The following is a 22,040-nucleotide window of genomic DNA, read 5'->3' as shown; positions in this document are numbered from 1 at the left end:
CTGAATTCCGTAAGGCTATTAAGAGCTGATTATGCCACGCCGTCCTGACGGTCCAGCACACTGGCCAGCGCCGCCTCGAAGCCGGACGCCTGGCCCGCGGCGGCCGTCGGGTCCTGCTGGCGGACGTCGATGACATGACCGGTCAGCTCGGAGAGCAGCACGTCCAGCGAGGTGCGCGCGACCGCCTCGGAGGAGAGCAGGGAGCCGGCCGGCTCCTGCCCGAAGGCCTTGGTGCGCATCGGGGTGGCGGTGCGCTCGGGGTTGATGCAGTTGACCCGGACGCTGTCGCCGGCCCACTCGTCGGACAGCGCCTGGGTGAGGTTGACCATGGCGGCCTTGGTGGAGGAGTACAGGCTGTACTCGGCGCGGCCGCGGGTGTAGCTGCTGGAGGTGTACAGCAGCAGCTGGCCGCCGGTCTCCGCGAGGTACTTGTACGAGGAGCGGGCGATCTGCACCGGCGCGAGGTAGTTGACCTTCAGCGCCTCCTCGATGGTGGCGTTGTCGGTCTCGGCGAGCTTGCCGATGCGCAGCACCCCCGCGGTGTTCACCACGTAGTCGATGCGGCCGGTCTCGGCGTACGCCTTGGACAGCGCGTCGTCGACCTCCTCCGGGTTCTCCACGTGGGTGCCGGTGGTGGAGCGGCCGAGGGCGTAGACGTTGGCGCCGTAGGACCCGGCGAGCTCGGCGATGTCCTTGCCGATGCCGTAGGAGCCGCCGAAGACGACGATGGTCCGGCCGGTCAGCAGCTCGCGGTAGGCCTCCTCGGAGACCTGCTCGGGCGCGGCGGTGGAGGCCAGCTGGAACAGCTTGTCGGCGATGAAGACGTCGACGGGCTGGGTGACCTTCATGTTGTACTCGTCGCCCGCGACGACGTTGATCGGCACGTCCGGCAGGTACCGCAGGACCACGGTGCAGTCGTCGGTGGCCTGGAAGTTCGGGTCGCCGGCCGCGACCTCGTAGGCGCGCTTGATCGTGGACAGCTTGAAGGCCTGCGGGGTCTGGCCGCGGCGCAGCCGGGAGCGGTCCGGGATCTCGGTGATGAACTCGCCGTCCTCGCCGTGGGTGCGGGTGACGATGATCGTGTCCGCGGACGGGATGGCGACGTCGACGGCCTGGTACCGCTCCAGGGCGGCGACGCAGTCGTCGATCACCCGCTGTGACAGCAGGGGGCGCACGGCGTCGTGGAAGAGGACGTTGCGGTCCTCGCCCTCGGCCAGGCCCTCACCGAGGGCGGCGATGGCCCGCTCGGTGGTCTCGTTACGAGTGGCGCCACCCTCGATGATCTTCGTGACCTTCGTGAACCCGGCCTTGGCCACGATCTTCTCGATGTCGGGGACGTAGCCCGGCGCCATCAGCACGATGATGTCGTCGATCGAGTCGGCCTTCTCGAAGGTGGTCAGGGTGTGCTCGATGACTGCCTTGCCGGCGATCTTCAGCAGCTGCTTGGGGATCGAGAGACCCACACGCTGACCGGTACCACCGGCCAGGATCACTGCGGTGGTACGGGGCTTGGCTATGTGCTGGGACACAGGTGACCTACCTTGTGGCGACTGGGAACCTCGAAATGTTCCCACTTCCGGTAACCGCAGTGCAAGGTGAGCGACCTTCCCCGCATATGTGCGCGCAACCTGTCATTCACCTTGCACTCCTGGTGACAGTCGGAAAACTTCCGTGGACGGTGCGGAATTGCCGGGCGTAGCTGTGAGTAACCGCACAGCTCAGCGGCGGCGCAGCCGCTTCAGGGCACGATGTCCGAGTACCCGCACGAGTTCCTTGGACGCCGTCCGGTGAACCGTCCGCGCCTGCCCGGGCAGTCCGTTCGGCAGGGGCGCCCCGGCGGCCGCCGCGACAGCCCCGTACAGTGCCCGCGCGGCCACCTCGGGAGGCAGGCGCGGCTCGGCGTCGGTGCCCGTCGGGGGCTCGGGTACGGCGGAGAGGATCCCGGGGTCGCCCAGCACCCGCACGCCCGTCGCGCCGATCCGCAGCGCCATCTCGGCACCGATCCCGGCGGCGGCCTCGGCGGCCCACTGGGGGGTGCGGATCTTCACGTCGTCGGGGCCGGGTGCGCACGCGTTCTTCATATGCAGCACGGCGCCATATCGGATGAGCTGTGAATAAAACTCTTCCGGCAGCTCATTTCCACGGAATTCCACATTAAGATTCCGCAGCATTTCGGTCTCGGCGAGGGTGAGTGAGCGGTTCGCGGTGTCCGGAACCTCGTGGAGCAGATTCTCCGGCAGCCCGAGCAGCGCCTCGAAGGTACGCATCAGGCCGCCGCGGTCCCGGTCGTCGACCACCACGACGGTGACCCGGTCCGCGCCGGTGACCCGTACCCACCGCTCGACCAGCCGGTCGTGCCGGTGCCGGCGCCAGAAACTGGGGTTGGGCTTCTCGTACGGCGGCTTCTTCAGCATGTGCCGGAGCCAGTCCTCGTAGCCCATGCGCAGGCCGTTCTGCACGTACTGCTGCCACTGCGACGGCATGATCCTGGCCAGCGGGCGCAGCGTGACCAGGACGTGCACCCGCTCGCCGCCCAGTTCCCGGACGATCCGCTCGATCGTCTCGTCGTCGGGGGCGTCGGCGAAGAACTCGCTGCTGATCACCGAGGTGCGCCGACCGGTGGCGGCGACCTGCTCCACCAGCGTCTCCCAGTGCCGCTCGCCGGGCTCTGCGTCGCCCATCATCCCGGGGCGGCCGCAGACCGCGAGCGCCGCCGACATGGGGTGCCTGCTGGTGGCGGGGAAGTCGACGCCGTGCGCGGCCATCGCCTCCTTGGCCCCGAACAGGGCGCCCTGGATCGAGGTGGTCCCGGTCTTGTGCGGGCCGATGTGCAGCAGCCTCGTCCCGGCCGCCGGCGCAGTGGGCGCGCTGTCGGCCGGGACGTCGTCTCTCGTACAGTCCGTCTCCATGGACAAGGGACGGTAGGAGGTGTTCCTGAGGGTGGGCTGAGAGCCGTATGGGACAGCGATGAGCGCCCCACCGACCGGGTCAGACCACCTCGACGCCCGGGCGGCCCGCCTCCACCCGCAGCTTGGCCAGCGTGCTCGGCACCGCCGTCGGCCGGCGGACCGTGTCCACCACCCGGACCTGTGCGTCGATGCCGTCGCGGCGGATGTCGAAGAGGTGGTAGCCGCGGTGGGCGTCCAGCAGCTTCCAGTGCGGGTTGTCCGCCCGGCGCGGGTCCCAGTCCCTGCGGAACGCGTCCTGGTCCTGGTCGCCGTTGCTGGAGATGGAGGTGCCGACGAACTCGGCGCCGACGACCGCGGAGTCCGGGTCCGCGAAGTCCTCCTTCAGGTCGCTGACCATCGTCAGGTGGCGGTCCCCGGTGAGCACCACCGGGTTGCGCACGCTCCCGAACTCCTTGAGGAACAGGTTGCGTTCGGCCTGGTAGCCGTCCCAGGCGTCGTAGTACCACTGCTTGCCCTCGCCGACCAGCAGATCGGTCTCGGCCATCATGATCTGCGAGGCGATCAGGTTCCAGCGGGCGGGCGAGTCCCGCAGCCCGTCCAGCAGCCACTGTTTCTGCGCGGCGCCGAGCATGGTGCGCGAGGGGTCCGCCGCCCCGGCCTGGGTGGTGGCCTGGTCGCTGCGGTACTGGCGGGTGTCGAGGACGTTGAGCCTGGCCAGCCGGCCGAACTCCAGGCGCCGGTGCATCCGGATGTGCGGTCCGTTCGGGACGGCCGTGGCGCGCACCGGCATGTGCTCGTAGTACGCCTGGTAGCCCGCGGTGAGCCGGGCCACGAACGCGTCGTGCGGCTGCTTCGCCGGGTCCTGCGGGATCTCGCCCGCGAAGTCGTTGTCCACCTCGTGGTCGTCGAAGGTCACCACGAAGGCGGCGCCCGCGTGCATCGCCGCGAGGTCGGGGTCGGAGCGGTACTGCGCGTAGCGGTTGCGGTACTGCTCCAGGGTGTACGGCTCCCCCGTGCCCTCGTGCCGGCGCGGGGCCGTGGCCGAGGGCACCGACTCGTAGATGTAGTCCCCGACGAACAGCACGACGTCGGGATCCTGGGCCAGCATGTCGGCGTACGGCGTGAACCAGCCGTGCTGCCAGTTCTGGCAGGAGGCGAGCGCGAGGCGCAGGTCGCCGCCGGAGCTGCGGGGGTGGGGCGCGGTACGGGTGCGGCCGACGGGCGAGATACGGCCGCCGGCGCGGAAGCGGTACCAGTAGCGGCGGCCCGGGCGCAGGCCCCGTACGTCCACGTGCACGCTGTGTCCGTACTCGGGCCGCGCCTGGGCGGCGCCGCGGCGCGCGACCTTGCGGAACCGCTCGTCCTCGGCGAGTTCCCACTCCACGGGCACGACGGCGTCGGGCATGCCCCCGCCGTTCAGCGGGTCGGGGGCCAGCCGGGTCCACAGCACGATGCCGTCGGGCAGCGGGTCGCCGGAGGCCACACCGAGGCTGAACACACCCTCGGGCAGGGCGGTTTCGGCGGCGCGGGCGGTGGCGGGCAGCCACAGCTGGGCGGAGGCGGCGGCACCGAGCACGGCGGCGCCGGCGGTCAGAAAGCGGCGGCGGTCGGGTGATCCTGCTGCGGTCATCGACGAACTCCCCTGCGTCGCGGGCCCCTTGGACACCTGGAAGCTCACGCTTCCGGGCAGGCCACCCGCTGAACCTCAGGGTTCGCGTGCATGACAAATGGGCGAGCAACAGGAGGGCGAGGGACAGATCACTGCGGGAAACGGTCGCCGAACCGCGAGTCGGCGGCGGTCATGCCGAACGCGCCGGCACCGAAGGACAGGACGCCCTTCGCCGTGAACATCCAGACCCCGCCCGCCCATTGGTTCTCGCCGACGGCCGAGACGACCGGCTCGGCCACTCCGTCGCCGTTGCTGTCGACGACGTCGGTGTCACTGCCGAAGCGGTCGTTCTGCTCGGCGCTGCCGGGCACGCCGAGGCTCGCCTGGCCGAACACCTCGCTGCCCGCCCCGGTCGGCCCGTCGGGCCCGCCCGGCAGGACCGCGAAGGTGCCCGCGTCCGCCTTCCCGCCGAGGTCCTCGGTGGGGTTCCCGGCCACGATGTCGCCGTAGCCGTCGCCGTCGAGGTCGCCCACCGAGACGGCGGCGCCGAAGCTGTCGCCGGTCTCATGGGCGCCGGGGACACCGGGCGTGTCCTGCGTGAGCACCCGCAGGCTGCCGCCGTCGACGACCCTGACGTCATTGCCGCCGCCGGTCACGATCTCGGCGCCCGCGTCACCGTCGACGCTGCCGACGGCCAGGGACTCGTGCCAGGGTTCGGCCGTACGGAAGGTCGTGACGGTGACCGGCGCGAGCAGTCCGTCCCGGCTGCCGCGGCTGAGCTGCACGGAGTAGGCGAAGAGGTTGTCGCTCTCCCGCTCGTGGGCCCGGGCCAGCGCGACGACGTCGGTGATGCCGTCGCCGTCGGTGTCCCCGGCCGCGAGGGCCGTCAGCTGGTCGCTCGTGTCGAACTCGGCGCCCTGCCGCACCAAGGCTGCGCCCCCGTCCCGCCCGAACGGCCCGAACCGCACCTCCCCCGGCCGGGCCAGGTCCTGGTGCCCGTCACCGTCGAAGTCCCCGGCGAGGGTCGTGCCGCCCTGGTACTTGCCGGCCGTCAGCGCGGGCAGCACCTTGCCGGAGGTAAGACCGCCCGGGCCGCCCCACAGCACGGAACGGTTGCCGTCCCGGGCGATGCCGTCCTGCGTCCACTGCTCGTTGTCGGACTCGACCAGCAGATCGGTGTAGCCGTCGCCGTCGAGGTCCGCCACGGCGAGGTGGGCGCCGAACATGTCGTGGGACTCGACGGTGCCCGGGATGCCCGGGGAGGCCTGGCTGTAGACCTTCCTGGTGCCGGGCCCGTTCGCCGAGCCGTGGACGACGGCGATGTACCCGGCCCGCTTCTTCCCGGCCACCTGCCCGAACGGCACCCCGGTGACCAGGTCCTCGTAGCCGTCACCGTTGAAGTCCTGCCTGACCGTCTCGGGCGTGGCATGCGCGGGGGGCGCTGCTGCGACGGTGGCGCCCAGCAGGGCGAGGGCGATCACAAGACTGCGGCGTACGGGCACGTCGACTCCGGGCATCGAAAGGGCGGTTGGCCGCGGAGAGAACCAAGATCCTCATCCGCGGCGCCCTGTACGACTCGCCGGACCGACGGTTGGTTGCCCCGCCGTACGCCCCGGCTTTCCCCGGCCTTAACCCTCGAAGGGCTCGAAGTCGTCGTACTCCCGGTCGACGTCGTCCCGCTCGGCCTGCCGGTCCCTGCGGCGCTGGGCCGCCGGGCGCGGCGCCTCGAAGCGGTGGTCCTCACCGCGTCGGCCGAGCATCTCGGCACCGGCCATGACGGTCGGCTCCCAGTCGAAGACGACGGCGTTGTCCTCGGGACCGATGGCGACCCCGTCACCGGCCCGGGCGCCCGCCTTCATCAACTCCTCCTCGACACCGAGGCGGTTGAGCCGGTCGGCGAGGTAGCCGACGGCCTCGTCGTTGCTGAAGTCGGTCTGCCGCACCCAGCGCTCCGGCTTCTCGCCGCGCACCCGGAACAGCCCGTCCTCCTCGCGTACGACGGTGAAGCCCGCGTCGTCCACGGCCTTGGGCCGGATGACGATCCGCGTCGCCTCCTCCTTCGGCTTCGCGGCCCGCGCCCGGCCGACCATGTCGGCGAGCGCGAAGGACAGCTCCTTCAGCCCCATGTGGGCGACCGCGGACACCTCGAAGACCCGGTAACCGCGCTTCTCCAGATCCGGCCGCACCATCTCGGCGAGGTCCTTGCCGTCCGGTACGTCGATCTTGTTCAGGACGACGATCCGCGGGCGGTTGTCGAGGCCGCCGTACTCGCGCAGTTCGGCCTCGATGATGTCGAGGTCGGAGATCGGGTCGCGGTCGGACTCCAGCGTCGCCGTGTCCAGCACGTGCACCAGCACGCTGCACCGCTCCACGTGCCGCAGGAACTCCAGGCCCAGGCCCTTGCCCTGGCTGGCACCCGGGATGAGCCCCGGCACGTCGGCGATGGTGTAGACGGTCGAACCGGCGGTGACGACACCGAGGTTCGGCACCAGCGTGGTGAACGGGTAGTCGGCGATCTTCGGCTTGGCGGCGCTCAGCACCGAGATCAGGGAGGACTTGCCGGCGCTCGGGTAGCCCACCAGCGCCACGTCGGCGACGGTCTTCAGCTCCAGGACGATGTCCTGGAGGTCCCCGGGCACGCCGAGCAGCGCGAAGCCGGGCGCCTTGCGGCGGGCGGAGGCGAGCGCGGCGTTGCCGAGCCCGCCCCGGCCGCCCTGCGCGGCGACGAAGGAGGTGCCGTGGCCGACCAGGTCGGCGAGGACGTTGCCCGCCTTGTCCAGGACGACCGTGCCGTCCGGCACCGGCAGGATCAGGTCCTGGCCGTCCTTGCCGGAGCGGTTGCCGCCCTCACCGGGCTTGCCGTTGGTGGCCTTGCGGTGCGGGGAGTGGTGGTACTCCAGCAGCGTGGTCACGGACTGGTCGACGGTCAGGATGACATCGCCGCCCCGCCCGCCGTTCCCGCCGTCCGGTCCGCCGAGCGGCTTGAACTTCTCGCGGTGGACGGAGGCGCAGCCGTGACCTCCGTTACCCGCGGCGACATGCAGTTCGACGCGGTCCACGAAGGTGGTCATGGTGGGTGCCTCCAGTTACTTACGGAAATGTCATAGCTGTAACACGCGAAAGGCGGACCCGCCTTCCCACCAGGGAAGTGAGGTCCGCCTCGCGAAAAGCTTCCGATCAGGCGACCGGAACGATGTTCACGACCTTGCGGCCACGGTGGGTGCCGAACTGCACCGAACCGGCCTGCAGCGCGAACAGCGTGTCGTCGCCGCCACGGCCCACACCGGAGCCCGGGTGGAAGTGGGTGCCACGCTGACGGACCAGGATCTCGCCCGCGTTGACGACCTGACCGCCGTAACGCTTCACGCCGAGGCGCTGAGCGTTGGAGTCACGACCGTTACGGGTGGACGATGCGCCCTTCTTGTGTGCCATCTCTCCTCAGTCCCTTACTTCGCAGCCGCGGGGATCTCAGTGACCTTGATCGCCGTGTACTGCTGGCGGTGGCCCTGACGACGGCGGTAGCCGGTCTTGTTCTTGTAACGAAGGATGTCGATCTTGACGCCCTTGTGGTGGTCCACGACCTCGGCCTGGACCTTGATGCCGGCCAGCACCCACGGGTCGCTGGTCACAGCGTCGCCGTCGACAACGAGCAGGGTCGAGAGCTCGACCGTGTCGCCAACCTTGGCAGTGGAAATCTTGTCAACCTCAACGATGTCGCCGACAGCAACCTTGTGCTGCCGACCACCGCTGCGCACGATGGCGTACACGCGGGTCTCACTCTCTCGCTCGAGAAACGGCACCCCCGCAGTCCAGCCGCCCGACTGATCAGCGGACGGCCTCTCCCGGCCACGCGGACCAGGAGGAAAAGGTTTACGGGGATGTGGCGTGTCAGTGGACACGCCGACGGTCAAGGTTACGGGGCCGCGGCCGAACGGGTCAAACCGGGCCGGGCCCCGGGGGTGTGCGGCCGGTCACGCCGGCCGCGCACCCCCGAGGGGTCAGTCCTCGTCGGTGGAGGCCGAGACGGAGGGCGGCGTCTGCTGCGCCGCTGCCGCGGTCTTCTTCGACGTCGCCTTCTTGGCGGCCGTGGCGGTCTTGGCCGCCTTCTTGGCCGTCGTCTTCTTGGCCGCCGTCTTCGTGGCCGCGGTCTTCTTGGTGGCGGCCTTCTTGGCCGTCGCCTTCTTCGCCGTCTTGCGCGCCGCGGTCTTCTTGGCCGGGGCGGGCTCCTCCTCAGCCGCCGGGGCCTGCTCGGCCGCCACGGTCTCCGTCGCCGCGGGGACGACCACGACGGCCGCCTCCTCGGACGCGGTGGGCGCGGTGGCCTTGCGGACGGCACGGCGGCGCGGACGGGCCGGGGCGGCGCTCTCGGCGGGCGCCTCGGCGACCGGCACCGGCTCGGGGGCCGGGGCCTCCTCCGCCTTCGGCTCGGGCGCCGTCTCGCTGACGGTCACCACGGCCGCCTCCGCCCCCGCGGGGGAACCGGCGGGCGCGGTCGCCTTACGGGTCGCACGCCGACGCGTACGGCCCTTGGGCGCGGCCTCCTCGGCCGGGGCGGCCGGGGTCTCGACGACCGCGTCCTCCACGGCGGCGGGCGCGGCCTTCGCCTCGGCGGCCGACTCCGGCTGCACCGGACGCTCGACCTCCTCCTCGACGGTCACGTCCTGAGCGGTGGGCGCCTCGGCCTCGAACGCCTCCGCCTTCGGCGCACCGGCCGGGGCCGACGCACGACGGCTCGCCCGGCGCCGGCTGCGGCCGCCGCGGGTGACCGCGGCCTCCGCCTCGGCGACGCTGCTGTACAGCTCCTCGTCCACCGCGAAGGCGGGCTCCGGGAGCGCGACCGGCTCGGCGGCCTCGGCGGCCACCTCGGCGGCGCTCTCCGTCTCCGGCTCCACCGGCTCGACGGCCGCCGCGGTCTCGTGCTCGTGCACGTCGCCGCCCCGCCCGCGCTTCTTGCGCTTGCCGCCGCCACCGGCGGAGGTCGGCTGCTCCATGTGCACGATGACACCGCGGCCGTTGCAGTGGACGCACGTCTCGGAGAACGACTCCAGCAGGCCCTGGCCGACCCGCTTGCGGGTCATCTGGACGAGCCCCAGCGAGGTCACCTCGGCGACCTGGTGCTTCGTACGGTCCCGGCCCAGGCACTCCAGCAGGCGCCGCAGCACCAGGTCCCGGTTGGACTCCAGCACCATGTCGATGAAGTCGATCACGATGATGCCGCCGAGGTCGCGCAGCCGGAGCTGACGCACGATCTCCTCGGCCGCCTCCAGGTTGTTCCTGGTGACCGTCTCCTCCAGGTTGCCGCCCTGGCCGGTGAACTTGCCGGTGTTGACGTCGACGACGACCATCGCCTCGGTCCGGTCGATCACCAGCGAACCGCCGCTGGGCAGCCAGACCTTGCGGTCCAGCGCCTTGGCGAGCTGCTCGTCGATCCGGTAGGTGGCGAAGACGTCGACCTCGGAGGTCCACCGCTGCAGCCGCTCGGCGAGGTCGGGCGCGACATGCGCGACGTAGCCGTGGATGGTCGACCACGCCTCGTCGCCGCTGACGACGACCTTGGAGAAGTCCTCGTTGAAGATGTCCCGGACGACCCGGACGGTCATGTCCGGCTCGCCGTAGAGCAGCGTCGGGGCGTTGCCGCTCTTGGCCTTCTTCTGGATGTCCTCCCACTGCGCCTGCAGCCGCTCCACGTCACGGCGCAGCTCGTCCTCGCTCGCGCCCTCGGCGGCGGTGCGCACGATGACGCCCGCGTCCTCGGGGACGATCTTCTTGAGGATGGTCTTCAGCCGCGCCCGCTCGGTGTCGGGCAGCTTGCGGCTGATGCCGGTCATGGAGCCCTCGGGGACGTACACGAGGTAGCGGCCCGGCAGGGAGACCTGGCTGGTCAGACGCGCGCCCTTGTGCCCGATCGGGTCCTTGGTGACCTGGACGAGGACGGACTGGCCGGACTTCAGCGCGGACTCGATGCGCCGCGGCCCGTTGGCCATGCCCAGCGCCTCGAAGTTGACCTCACCGGCGTACAGGACGGCGTTGCGCCCCTTGCCGATGTCGATGAACGCGGCCTCCATCGAGGGGAGCACGTTCTGGACCTTGCCCAGGTAGACGTTGCCGACGTACGAGGTCGACTGCTCCTTGTTGACGTAGTGCTCCACGAGCACGTTGTCCTCGAGGACGCCGATCTGCGTACGGTCGCCGTGCTGGCGGACGACCATCACGCGCTCGACGGCCTCGCGGCGGGCCAGGAACTCGGCCTCGGTGATGATCGGTACGCGCCGGCGGCCCTGCTCCCGGCCCTCCCGGCGGCGCTGCTTCTTGGCCTCCAGACGGGTCGAGCCCTTGATGGACTGCACCTCGTCGGACGGCTCGGCCTTGGCCCGCGGCTCGCGCACCTTGACGACGGTGCGCTCCGGGTCGTCGGCGGACGGCTCGGCCTCGGGGGAGGCGTCTCCGGCCCTACGGCGACGGCGGCGCCGGCGACGGCTGCTGGAGCTCGAGCCACCGGAGTCGTCACCGCCGTCCTCGGCGTCCTCTTCCTCCTGCTCGGCGGTGTCCTCGGCGTCCTGCGCGGCCTGCGCGGCGACGGCCTCGTCGGAGTCGGCGTCCGCGGAGTCGCCGCCCTCGTCGGAGTCGGCGGACTCACCGCGGCGACGGCGGCGGCCGCCCCGGCGACGGCGGCGGCGCGACCCGGTCTCCTCGGTCTCGTCGCCGTCGACGGAGTCCTCGGCCTCGTCCGCCTCGTCCTCCTCGTCGACGGTCTCGTCGCTGAGGGCCTCGGCGCCGCGCGTCTCGGCGGTCCGGGCCTCGGCGGTACGGGTCTCCGCCTCGTCGGCTGCCGCACCCCGGCGGCGACGACGGCGACGGGCGCCGACCGGCTCCTCCGGGAGCTCCTCGGCCTCTTCGACCTCTTCGACCTCGTCGACCTCTTCGGGCTCGTCCAACGGCCCGGCGGCGGCCGCGGCGGCGGCGCGCTCGGGGGTCTGGAACCTCGGCTCGGTGAAGACGGGCGGCTGGAAGACGGCGACGGCGGGCCGCGCCGGACGACGCGGGGCGTCGGCCTCCTCGGCCTCCTCCTCCACGGCGGGCCGCGCGGGCTCGGAGAACCCGGTGGCGGCCTTGCGGGCGACCCGGCGACGGCGACGCGGGGCGGCGTCCTCGGCGGGCCGGTCGGTCTCGACGGCTTCGACGGTCTCGGCGGGGGTCACGGCCTCGGCCGCCCCGCTCTCCTCGGCAGTGGTCACGGGCGCCTCCACGTTCTCGGGCGCCCCGGCGGGCGCGGACACGCGACGCGTGGCACGCCGGCGGGTACGACGGGGGGCGACGTCCTCGGACGCGTCCGGGGTCACTTCGGCCGGGGCCGGGGCCTGCTCGACCGGGACCTCTTCGGCCGGGGTCTCGGCGATGGGCTCGGTGACCTCGGCGGGCGCGGCCACCTTGCGGGTCGCACGGCGACGCGTACGGGGCTTCGGCTCGGCGTCCTCGGCCGCCGGCACCTCGACGGCCTGCTCGACCGGCGCGGCCTCCACGGGGGCGACGACCTCCGCGGCCTCGGGCGCCCCGGCGGGGGCCGACACCTTGCGGGTGGCACGGCGGCGGGCGCGGCGCGGGGCGGCGTCCTCGACGGCACCGGCGGACGAGGCGGTCTCCACGCTCTCGGTGGCGGGCGCCTGCTCCTCCGCGGAGTTCGTGGCGGGCACGATGGTCTCGGCCGCCTCGGCGGGCGTGGCTGCCCCGGCGGGCGCGGACGCCCGGCGCACCACACGGCGACGCGTACGGCCGGCGGGGGCCTCCTCGACGACGGCGGCCGGGGCCTCGGCCTCGGCGGTCTCCGCAGTCACCGCGACCACGGTCTCCTCGGCCTCGGCCTCGGTCTTCTCGACCTCGGTCGCGGGTCCGGCGGACGCCTTGCCGACGGGGGGACCCGCCGGCCGGGAAGCGGCCCGGCGCCGACGACGCGGCGGCAGGGTGTCGCTGGGGGTATTCGGTTCGGAACCCTCTGTGGGTTCGATCGGCTCGAGCATGCGGGCGTTTCTCCCGTCAGGCTCCCGGGCGCCGCGCCTGGTCCGGCGGTGTGCCGGTGACGTCCGCGGCTCGCGTCGTGCGCGACTGCCGCCGTCCGGGGCGCGGGCGCCGCACGGGAGCTCTCTGTGTCCTGTCTCGCCGGTTCCGTACACCGAATGCGTACGGCCTGGCGAAAGTCTTGTGGTCGGTGCGCTGCCCGACCCAGGTGGCTCCCGAGTACGAGGGCGGCGCTTCGACGTCCGTCCCTTCGCGGGACCTTCCTTACGCCGACGCCTTCGCGGTGGCAGCGGATTCGGCCGTTAGGGCCGCCGCCGCCTCGCGGTCGGGCGCGAGCGGGTCGGTCACCGTGCCGCTCTCTGCATCGAACAGCCCCTGCGCCAGCCTGGTCACCGCTGCGGGGACCGGCGGCGCCAGGTCGGCCACGGCGCGGAGACCGGACAGGACGTCGTCGGGTCGTACGGCAGGCGTCACGTGCCGAACAACCAGCCGCAGTATCGCACAGGGCTGGTCGGTCGGCCTATCAGCCGTCGAACTGTGCGTTTCAAGATCTGCGACCGCGGGGCGGGCGTCGAAGGTCCGGACGCCGTTCTTGGTCATGCGCTGGACCTCGACGGACTCGGCGGCCTTGAAGGCGGCGACGGCCTGTTCGGCCTGGGCCGGCTCCACGCCGTCCAGCCGCAGCTCCCACACGGAAGCGGTCAGCCGGTCGGCGAGCCCGGAGGTCCGGGCCTCGACCGCGTCGATGACGTCGAGCCCGGCGGGCAGCGATTCATCGAGCGTCCGCCTGAGCTGCTCAGGGTCCCGCGCCGCGGTGAGCGCGATCTCCAGGTACTCCGCCTCACTGCCCGTGCCGGTGGGTGCGGCATTGGCGTACGACACCTTCGGATGCGGCGTGAACCCCGCCGAGTACGCCATCGGTACGTCGGCACGGCGCAGCGCACGCTCGAAGGCGCGCTGGAAGTCTCGGTGGCTGGTGAACCTCAGGCGGCCGCGCTTGGTGTAGCGCAGTCGGATGCGCTGCACCGCAGGTGCGGGCGGCGGGCCTTCGGGCTGTCGCTTGCCCAGTGTCCTAGTCCTTCGTGAGAGCGGTCGTACTCCTACCAAGAGTACGTGCCTCGGCGCCGAGAGGTTCCCGCCGGGCCACCGCGGCCCGCTCACGGGGCTCCCCGAACACCATCCGCCGGATGTCGGCACGGGCCTGACGCGCGGACTCCCGCGCCGCGGCGAGCGCCTGTCGGCCGATCCGCCCCGCACCGCGCGCGGCCTCGGCACAGGGCCGCAGCACCGCGTCCCGCACGACGTGCCCGACAGGTGTGAGAACCGTCCGGTAGGCCCATCGCACCGGTTCCACGAAGATCCACCGGAAGAGGGTCCCGAGGAACCGTCCGACGGCCGACGAGATCCGCCCGGCCACCCGCCAGGCATGCCCGAGCGCGTCCCAGGTCTCCCGCCCGAGCACGGCGAGCACCCGCCCGACGGGCACCAGCACCCAGCGCCACAGGGCCAGCGCGGGCAGCACGAACAGCACCCGGGTGATCCAGTACAGCGCGAGCCCGATCCCCCGCACGACCCACAGGAAGGCGTGCCCGACCGGCGTGAGCACCCACTGATAGACCCACAGTGCGGGCACGACGAGCAGGTACCGCACCAGCCAGGCGACCGCGGTGTACAACCCGATGCCGAGGGCGGCGAGCCCGGCGCCGATCCCCCGCAGCACCCCCATGCAGCCCTGCCCGATCGGCGTGAGCACGCGCGCGTAGACCCATGCCAGCCCGGCCCAGATCCACCGCCCGGCCCAGGCGAGCGCATGCCCGACCGGGGTCAGCACCCAGCGGTACGTCCAGACGAGCGGTACGACGACGAGCACCTTCCCGAGCCAGGCCAGCCCGCGCCCGAGCGGCACCAGCGCGTACCGCCACAGCCCCACGAAGGGCCACACGAACAGCGCCCGCCCGATCCACAGCAGCGCCCGCCCCGCGGGCCGGAACACGGTGTCGGTCAGGAACCGCCCGGCGACGACCAGCGCGTCCCACACCATGCGCACGGGCACGACCAGCACCAGCACGACGATCCGCACCGGGAGGCGGATCGCCGCGACGAGGCAGCCTTCCGGCTGCCGGGGCTCGGGCAGTGACTTCTGCGGCTCCATACCGCCCAAGACGCCACGGCCCGCGAGGCGGATGCGCCCCGTGGGTTGCGATGCCGTCACAACGCCGGCGCGCTCTCGCACTACGAGCTGCGGGCCGCGCTGACACCGCCGGACAACACGGCGTACGCGGGCATCCGCGACGAGGGGCCCTTCCCGCGCGGGAAAGGGCCCCAGCAGAACCTCAGTGCGCGTGCCCGCCAGGTGCCGGTGCCGAGTTCGTCACCGTCAGCGGCAGCAGCTTCTTGCCCGTGGGGCCGATCTGGATGTGGGTGTCCATCTGCGGGCACACCCCGCAGTCGAAGCACGGCGTCCAGCGGCAGTCCTCGACCTCCGTCTCGTCGAGGGCGTCCTGCCAGTCCTCCCAGAGCCAGTCCTTGTCGAGGCCCGAGTCCAGGTGGTCCCAGGGGAGGACTTCCTCGTACGTCTTCTCGCGGGTGGTGTACCAGTCGACGTCCACGCCGAAGGGGGCCAGCGCCTTGTCGGCGCACCGCATCCAGCGGTCGTAGGAGAAGTGCTCGCGCCAGCCGTCGAAGCGGCCGCCGTCGTCGTAGACCGCGCGGATGACCGCGCCGATCCTGCGGTCACCGCGCGAGAGCAGGCCCTCGACGATGCCGGGCTTGCCGTCGTGGTAGCGGAAGCCGATGGAGCGGCCGTACTTCTTGTCGCCGCGGATCTTGTCCCGGAGCTTCTCCAGGCGCGCGTCCGTCTCCTCGGCGGAGAGCTGCGGCGCCCACTGGAAGGGGGTGTGGGGCTTGGGGACGAAGCCGCCGATCGAGACCGTGCAGCGGATGTCGTTCGCCCCCGACACCTCGCGGCCCTTGGCGATCACCTTCGTCGCCATGTCCGCGATCTGCAGGACGTCGTCGTCGGTCTCGGTGGGCAGGCCGCACATGAAGTACAGCTTCACCTGGCGCCAGCCGTTGCCGTACGCCGTCGCGACCGTCCTGATCAGGTCGTCCTCGGAGACCATCTTGTTGATGACCTTGCGGATGCGCTCCGAGCCGCCCTCGGGGGCGAAGGTCAGGCCGGAGCGGCGGCCGTTGCGCGTCAGTTCGTTCGCGAGGTCGATGTTGAAGGCGTCCACGCGGGTGGACGGGAGGGACAGGCCGATCTTGTCCGCCTCGTACCGGTCCGCCAGGCCCTTGGCCACGTCGCCGATCTCGGAGTGGTCCGCGGACGACAGGGACAGCAGGCCGACCTCCTCGAAGCCGGTCGCCTTCAGGCCCTTCTCGACCATCTCGCCGATGCCGGTGATCGACCGCTCGCGCACCGGGCGGGTGATCATGCCCGCCTGACAGAAGCGGCAGCCGCGGGTGCAGCCCCGGAAGATCTCGACCGACATGCGCTCGTGGACCGTCTCCGCCAGCGGCACCAGCGGCTGCTTGGGGTAGGGCCACTCGTCCAGGTCCATCACCGTGTGCTTGGACACCCGCCACGGGACACCCGACTTGTTGGGTACGACACGCGCGATCCGGCCGTCGGGCAGGTACTCCACGTCGTAGAAGGCCGGGATGTACACCCCGCCCGTCTTCGCCAGCCGGAAGAGGACCTCCTCGCGGCCGCCGGGGCGGCCCTCGGCCTTCCACTCGCGGATGATCCGGGTCATGTCGAGCACGGCCTGCTCGCCGTCGCCGATGATCGCGGCATCGATGAAGTCGGCGATCGGCTCGGGGTTGAAGGCCGCGTGGCCGCCGGCCAGCACGATCGGGTCGTCGACCGTGCGGTCCTTGGACTCCAGCGGGATGCCGGCGAGGTCGAGGGCGGTGAGCATGTTGGTGTAGCCGAGCTCGGTGGAGAAGCTCAGGCCCAGCACGTCGAAGTCGCGCACCGGGCGGTGGCTGTCCACCGTGAACTGCGGGACGCCGTGCTCCCGCATCAGGGCCTCCAGATCCGGCCAGACGCTGTAGGTGCGCTCGGCGAGGACGCCCTGCTGTTCGTTCAGGACCTCGTAGAGGATCATGACGCCCTGGTTGGGCAGTCCGACCTCGTAGGCGTCGGGGTACATGAGCGCCCAGCGGACGTCGCAGCTCTCCCACGGCTTGACCGTGGAGTTGAGCTCTCCGCCCACGTACTGGATCGGCTTCTGCACATGCGGGAGGAGGGCTTCGAGCTGCGGGAACACCGACGCAGCGACTTCGGCAGGCATGTCGCGTACCTTCGTGAGCTGGACTGAACGGACAGGGGTGACCATCTAGCCTAACGCGGCGGTGGACACCCCCCGTCCGTCCGAAGGCTCACAGGGCGTCCGCAGCGTCCTTGTTCCCGGCCCAGAACCCGGGCAGCTCGGTCTCCACGGCCGCCGCCCGCTGCTCCTCGCGCCCGTACAGCAGCCCGTAGGTGAAGGCGCTCTCTCCCCCCGCGTGCGCGACGGCGGACAGCTCGCGCAGGGTCTGGCGGGCCATGACGCTGTCCTGGTGTTCGCCGAGCAGGGTCTGCAGCGCCTTCATGGTCTTGATCAGGGACTTCGCGGAGGCGCCCAGGACGGGCTTGGCGGCCTCCGCCGCGTAGCGGGTGCGCTTGGTCTTCTTGCGGGCGTCGTGTAGGGCGGTGTCCCGGTCGGTGCCGGGGTCGAGTTCCAGGGCCTGCTCGACGAGCGCGGACACCTTGCCGAAGTCCTTCCGCACCGCCTTGCCGAGGACCTTGCCGGGCTTGTTCCCGGCCGCCTGCAACAGCGGTGGATCCGTGAGCACGCCGTCCAGGGCGTCGAGCAGGGCCAGGTAGCGGCGGGAGTCGAGGATCCCGATCAGCCGGCTGCTCGCCCCGCCCGGCCGCTCCCCCGCCCAGCGGTTCAGCCGCTCGGCGACCGGGCCGTAGACCAGCGCGGAGGGCACCTCGTCGAGGGCGGCCGACAGGCGTTCGGTGAGCACCTCCCGGTCCCGGTCCACGCCCAGCTCGCCGGCCAGCCACTTCAGCTCGTCGGCGATCGGGTCGGTGACGTCCCGGTCCAGGATCGTGCGGAAGGACTTGAAGGTGCTGCGCATCCGGCGGGTGGCGACGCGCATGCTGTGCACGGAGTCCTCGACGTCCCGGCGCACGGCGGGGTCGAGCGCGACGATCGCGTCCCGCTGGGTGCGCAGATAGGCGAGGACGTGATCGCCCGCGGTGACGGGTGCCTCGGAGGTCTTCTCCTTGCGCCGCTTCTTCTTCGGGGCGGTCTCCGCCAGGGCCCGGGCCAGTTTCGAGGCCGCTGCCGAGGGGCGTACCCCGGCCTTGCGCAGCCGCTTGTCGAGCGTGGCGAGGAGGGCGGGGTCGCCGCCGTCGGCGAGCTCGACCTCGATCTCGGTCCACTGGGCGCTCGCCCCGGTCCCGAGGCGTTCGGCGCGTACGGCGTCCACGCTCACCTCGGCGAGCAGCAGGCCGTCGGCGTCGACGAGGTGGCGGAGGTCGCGGTCGGAGCGGAGCCGGACCAGGGGGAGCAGTTCGGTGTCACGGACCCGGGAGCGGACTAGGCCGGTGAGGCTGCCGGGGACGGTGCCGGACAGCGGCGCCTGGATCTCGTCGCGGACGCCGGGGGCGACGGGGAGTTTCAGGTGCCAGCCCGCGTCGGTTCCTCCGGTGCGGCGGCGCAGCGTGATGGAGGACGCGGCGAGGCGTTCGTCCTCGGTGTCGTAGTAGGTGGCGTCCAGGTGGGCGACGCCCTTGTGGATGACGGCCGCGACACCGGCGACGCCGGTCAGGTCGGGCAGACCGCTCTCGTCGGACTCGTACTTTCGCTCGATCTCACGCTTGGTGTCCGCCATGACCCGAATCTAATCGGAGTCATGGCGGTACAACAGGGCCACCGGTGTCCAACCTCAGGGAAAACGGGGGGTGACCAGCGGCTATGCGGACATCGGGCGTTGCACCCGGATCGACTGCAGCAGCCCGACCGCCACCCACACCGCGAACATGGACGAGCCGCCGTACGACACGAAGGGCAGCGGCAGACCGGTGACCGGCATGATGCCGAGGGTCATGCCGATGTTCTCGAAGGACTGGAAGGCGAACCAGGCCACGATCCCGGCCGCGACGATGGTGCCGTAGAGCTCGGTCGTCTCGCGGGCGATGCGGCAGGCCCGCCAGATCAGGATGCCGAGCAGGACGATGATGAGCCCGCCGCCGACGAAGCCCAGCTCCTCCCCCGCGACCGTGAAGACGAAGTCGGTCTGCTGCTCGGGCACGAACTGGCCGGTGGTCTGCGAGCCGTTGAAGAGGCCGGACCCGGTCAGTCCGCCGGAACCGATGGCGATCCGGGCCTGGTTGGTGTTGTAGCCGACGCCCGACGGGTCGAGGCTGGGGTTGGCGAAGGCGGCGAAGCGGGCGATCTGGTAGTCGTCCAGGATGTGCAGCTGCCACACCGCGATCCCGCCGATCGCGCCGGCCGACAGCAGGCCGAACACCCAGCGGTTCGAGGCGCCGGAGGCGAGCAGCACGCCCAGCACGATGACGACCATCACCATGACCGAGCCGAGGTCGGGCATCAGCATCACGATCAGCATCGGCACGGCGGCGAGCCCCAGCGCCTGGAGCACCGTGCGATGGTCGGGATAGGGCTTGTCGCCCGCGTCGACTCTGGCGGCGAGCAGCATCGCCATGCCGAGGATGATCGTGACCTTCACGAACTCCGAGGGCTGCAGCGAGAAGCCGGCGCCGAGCGCGATCCAGGAGTGCGCGCCGTTGACCGTGGTGCCGAGCGGGGTGAGCACCAGCAGGATCAGGAACAGCGAGGCGCCGTACAGGATCGGCACCGCGGTGCGCAGGGTGCGGTGGCCGAGCCATACCGTGCCGATCATCAGCGCGAGGCCGATGCCGGTGTTCAGGATGTGCCGGACCAGGAAGAAGTACGGGTCGCCCTGGTTGATCTCGGTGCGGTTGCGGGTCGCGGAGTAGACCAGGACCGAGCCGATCAGCGACAGCGCGAGCGCCGCGAACAGTATCGGCCAGTCCAGCCGGCGGGCGAGCGAGTCCCGGGCGAACAGCCGGGTCCAGCCCGCCCGCTCGGGGCCGTACCCGGATACCTGGAAGCTGTTGGCGCCGGTCACGTCAGCCTCCTCGGGCCGCGTCGGCGCTGCCGCCGGCGACGCGTCTCACGGTTCTCCGTCGTGGGTGCCCCCACGGTCGCCGCCTGTCCGTCCTCGCCGGGGACGCCTCCCTCGGGGACGCCCTCCTGGCTGGCCCGCTGGTCCTTCGCCGGGTCCTTGGCGACCTTCGGGGAGAGGATCGACCCGTCGGTCTGGATCTTGGGCAGGTTCTTCTGCGGGGTCGGCAGCAGCGCGTTCTTCTTGTTGATGGCGCCGTCGTCGGAGACGCCGTACAGCGCGTCGTAGACGTTGCGGACGGCGGGGCCGGAGGCGCCGGAGCCCGTACCGCCCTGGGAGATCGTCATGACGATGGCGTAGTCCTTGGTGTACGTGGCGAACCAGGACGTCGTCTGCTTGCCGTAGACCTCGGCGGTACCGGTCTTGGCGTGCATCGGGATCTCGTCCTGCGGCCAGCCCTCGAACCGCCAGGCGGCGGTGCCGCGGGTGGCGACGCCGGCCAGGGCCTCGTCCATCTGGGCCAGGGTCTGTTTGCTGACCGGCAGCTTGCCGTGCGCCGTGGGCTCGATCTCGGAGACCTGCTTGCCGTCGGCGCTGACGATGGCCTTGCCGACCGTCGGGTCGTAGAGGGTGCCGCCGTTGGCGATGGCGGCGTAGATGGTGGCCATCTGGATCGGGGTCACCAGGGTGTCGCCCTGGCCGATGGAGTAGTTGATCTCGTCACCGGCGCGCATCTTGTTGCCTTCGAGGCAGTTCTCGTAGGCGATCTTCTCGACGTAGTCGCCGTCCTTCTTGCCGGTCTTGCACCAGGCGTCCTTGTTGGCCTTCCAGTAGGACTGCTTCCACTCGCGGTCGGGGACCCGGCCGGTGACCTCGTTGGGCAGGTCGATGCCGGTCTCCGCGCCGAGGCCGAACTGGTGGGCGGCCTTGTAGAAGTAGTCCTTCGGCTTGCCCTTGGGGTTGATGCCGCCGTCCTTCTTCCACTCGCTGTGCGCGAGTTGGTAGTAGACGGTGTCGCAGGAGACCTCCAGGGCGCGGCCGAGGTCGATCGGGCCGTGGTTCTGGGACTCGAAGTTCTTGAAGACCTGTCCGCCGACGGAGTAGGAGCTGGAGCAGTTGTAGCGGCCGTCGAAGTCGTAGCCCGCCTGGACCGCGGCGGCGGTGGAGACCACCTTGAAGATGGAGCCGGGTGCCGCCTGACCCTGTATGGCGCGGTTCAGCAGCGGGTAGTTGGACGCCTTGCCGGTGAGCTGCTTGTAGTCCTTGGCGGAGATGCCGCCCACCCAGGCGTTCGGGTCGTAGGTCGGGTTGGAGGCCATGGCGACGACCCGGCCGGTCTTGGCCTCCATCACCACGATCGCGCCCGCGTCGGCCTTGTAGCGCTCCTGGGTGTTGCGGTCCCACTCCTTGCGGGCCGCCTTCATCGCCTCGTTCAGCTCGTACTCGGCGACCCGCTGGACGCGGGCGTCGATGCTGGTGACGAGGTTGGATCCGGGCTGGGCGGGGTCGGCCTCGGCCTCGCCGATGACCCGGCCGAGCTTGTCGACCTCGTAGCGGGTGACGCCGGCCTTGCCGCGCAGCTCCTTGTCGTACTGGCGCTCGACGCCGGAGCGGCCGACCTGGTCGGACCGGAGGTAGGGCGAGTCGGTGTTCTGCGCCTTGGTGATCTCCTCGTCGGTGACCGGGGAGAGATAGCCGAGGACCTGGGCGGTGTTGGAGCCACCGGGGCCGGGGTAGCGGCGGACGGCCTGCGGTTCGGCGGTGATGCCGGGGAAGTCCTCGGCGCGCTCGCGGATCTGGAGGGCCTGCCGGGGGGTCGCCTCGGCGGTGACGGGGATCGGCTGGTACGGCGAGCCGTTCCAGCAGGGCTGGGGGGTCTCGGCGTCGCACAGCCGGACCTTCTCCCGCACTTCCTTGGGCGTCATCCCGAGGACACCGGCGAGCTTGGTGAGGACGCCCTTGCCGTCGTCCTTCATCTTCAGCAGTTCGGTGCGGGAGGCGGAGACGACCAGCCGGGTCTCGTTGTCGGCCAGCGGTACGCCGCGGGCGTCCAGGATCGAGCCGCGCACCGCCGGGTCGACGACCTGCTGGACGTGGTTGCCGGAGGCCTCCTCGGCGTACTCGTCGCCTTCCCGGATCTGGAGGTACCACAGCCGCCCGCCGAGGGTGCCGAGGAGGGACAGGACAAGGATCTGGATCACGATGAGCCGGATCTGGACCCGTGGGGTCCGCCCGGTCTCGGGGATGTTGGTCACTGCGGCTGCCGCCCCCTCTCAGTGCGCCGGAGTGTGTGCGCGTACGAATGATGAACGGCCGGCCGGTGAGGCCGCGTTCCGCCT

General features: G+C 71.4%; 14 protein-coding genes. All 14 read right to left on the bottom strand.

The features are described from left to right. Positions 1-29 precede the first annotated feature (29 nt). On the bottom strand, positions 30-1,529 hold the full coding sequence (locus ACFYW5_RS07820; RefSeq protein ID WP_389416055.1) for a D-ribitol-5-phosphate cytidylyltransferase: 1,500 nt from the start codon (positions 1,527-1,529) through the stop codon (positions 30-32). Between the two features lie 189 nt (positions 1,530-1,718). After that, on the bottom strand, positions 1,719-2,909 hold the full coding sequence (locus ACFYW5_RS07815; protein WP_389416054.1) for a hypothetical protein: 1,191 nt from the start codon (positions 2,907-2,909) through the stop codon (positions 1,719-1,721). A gap of 79 nt (positions 2,910-2,988) precedes the next feature. Next, positions 2,989-4,539, bottom strand: coding sequence for an alkaline phosphatase D family protein (locus tag ACFYW5_RS07810; RefSeq protein ID WP_389416053.1), 1,551 nt, complete (start codon positions 4,537-4,539; stop codon positions 2,989-2,991). 128 nt (positions 4,540-4,667) lie between these two features. Then, complete coding sequence (locus ACFYW5_RS07805) at positions 4,668-6,035, bottom strand: FG-GAP repeat domain-containing protein (RefSeq protein WP_389416052.1); 1,368 nt, start codon at positions 6,033-6,035, stop codon at positions 4,668-4,670. Positions 6,036-6,146: 111 nt separating this feature from the next. Then, positions 6,147-7,589, bottom strand: coding sequence for a GTPase ObgE (obgE, locus tag ACFYW5_RS07800; RefSeq protein ID WP_389416051.1), 1,443 nt, complete (start codon positions 7,587-7,589; stop codon positions 6,147-6,149). Positions 7,590-7,695: 106 nt separating this feature from the next. Further along, on the bottom strand, positions 7,696-7,950 hold the full coding sequence (rpmA, locus tag ACFYW5_RS07795) for a 50S ribosomal protein L27 (protein WP_389416050.1): 255 nt from the start codon (positions 7,948-7,950) through the stop codon (positions 7,696-7,698). 14 nt (positions 7,951-7,964) lie between these two features. After that, complete coding sequence (rplU, locus tag ACFYW5_RS07790) at positions 7,965-8,285, bottom strand: 50S ribosomal protein L21 (RefSeq protein ID WP_007381993.1); 321 nt, start codon at positions 8,283-8,285, stop codon at positions 7,965-7,967. A gap of 231 nt (positions 8,286-8,516) precedes the next feature. Then, a complete protein-coding gene (locus ACFYW5_RS07785; RefSeq protein ID WP_389416049.1) occupies positions 8,517-12,533 on the bottom strand; it encodes an Rne/Rng family ribonuclease in 4,017 nt (1,338 codons plus the stop codon). 262 nt (positions 12,534-12,795) lie between these two features. Beyond that, positions 12,796-13,557: a TIGR03936 family radical SAM-associated protein gene (locus tag ACFYW5_RS07780; RefSeq protein ID WP_389416048.1), complete on the bottom strand. Its 762-nt coding sequence runs from the start codon at positions 13,555-13,557 to the stop codon at positions 12,796-12,798. A gap of 46 nt (positions 13,558-13,603) precedes the next feature. Further along, entirely contained in the window at positions 13,604-14,683 is a 1,080-nt protein-coding gene (locus ACFYW5_RS07775) for a hypothetical protein (RefSeq protein WP_389416047.1), read from the bottom strand. Positions 14,684-14,864: 181 nt separating this feature from the next. After that, positions 14,865-16,829, bottom strand: a complete 1,965-nt coding sequence (locus tag ACFYW5_RS07770) for a TIGR03960 family B12-binding radical SAM protein (protein WP_389416046.1) — start codon at positions 16,827-16,829, stop codon at positions 14,865-14,867. 88 nt (positions 16,830-16,917) lie between these two features. Continuing rightward, a complete protein-coding gene (locus ACFYW5_RS07765) occupies positions 16,918-18,423 on the bottom strand; it encodes a CHAD domain-containing protein (RefSeq protein ID WP_389416045.1) in 1,506 nt (501 codons plus the stop codon). A gap of 81 nt (positions 18,424-18,504) precedes the next feature. Further along, positions 18,505-19,704, bottom strand: coding sequence for a rod shape-determining protein RodA (rodA, locus tag ACFYW5_RS07760; RefSeq protein WP_389416044.1), 1,200 nt, complete (start codon positions 19,702-19,704; stop codon positions 18,505-18,507). Continuing rightward, positions 19,701-21,956: a penicillin-binding protein 2 gene (gene mrdA / locus ACFYW5_RS07755; RefSeq protein ID WP_389416043.1), complete on the bottom strand. Its 2,256-nt coding sequence runs from the start codon at positions 21,954-21,956 to the stop codon at positions 19,701-19,703. Before mrdA ends, rodA begins: the two co-directional genes overlap by 4 nt. Positions 21,957-22,040: the final 84 nt, after the last annotated feature.

It is taken from the genome of Streptomyces sp. NPDC002779, from assembly GCF_042888685.1.
In the GTDB taxonomy this organism is placed as follows: Bacteria; Actinomycetota; Actinomycetes; order Streptomycetales; family Streptomycetaceae; genus Streptomyces.
The sequence above is the reverse complement of the archived record's forward strand: the minus strand, read 5'-3'. Positions and strand labels throughout refer to the sequence as shown.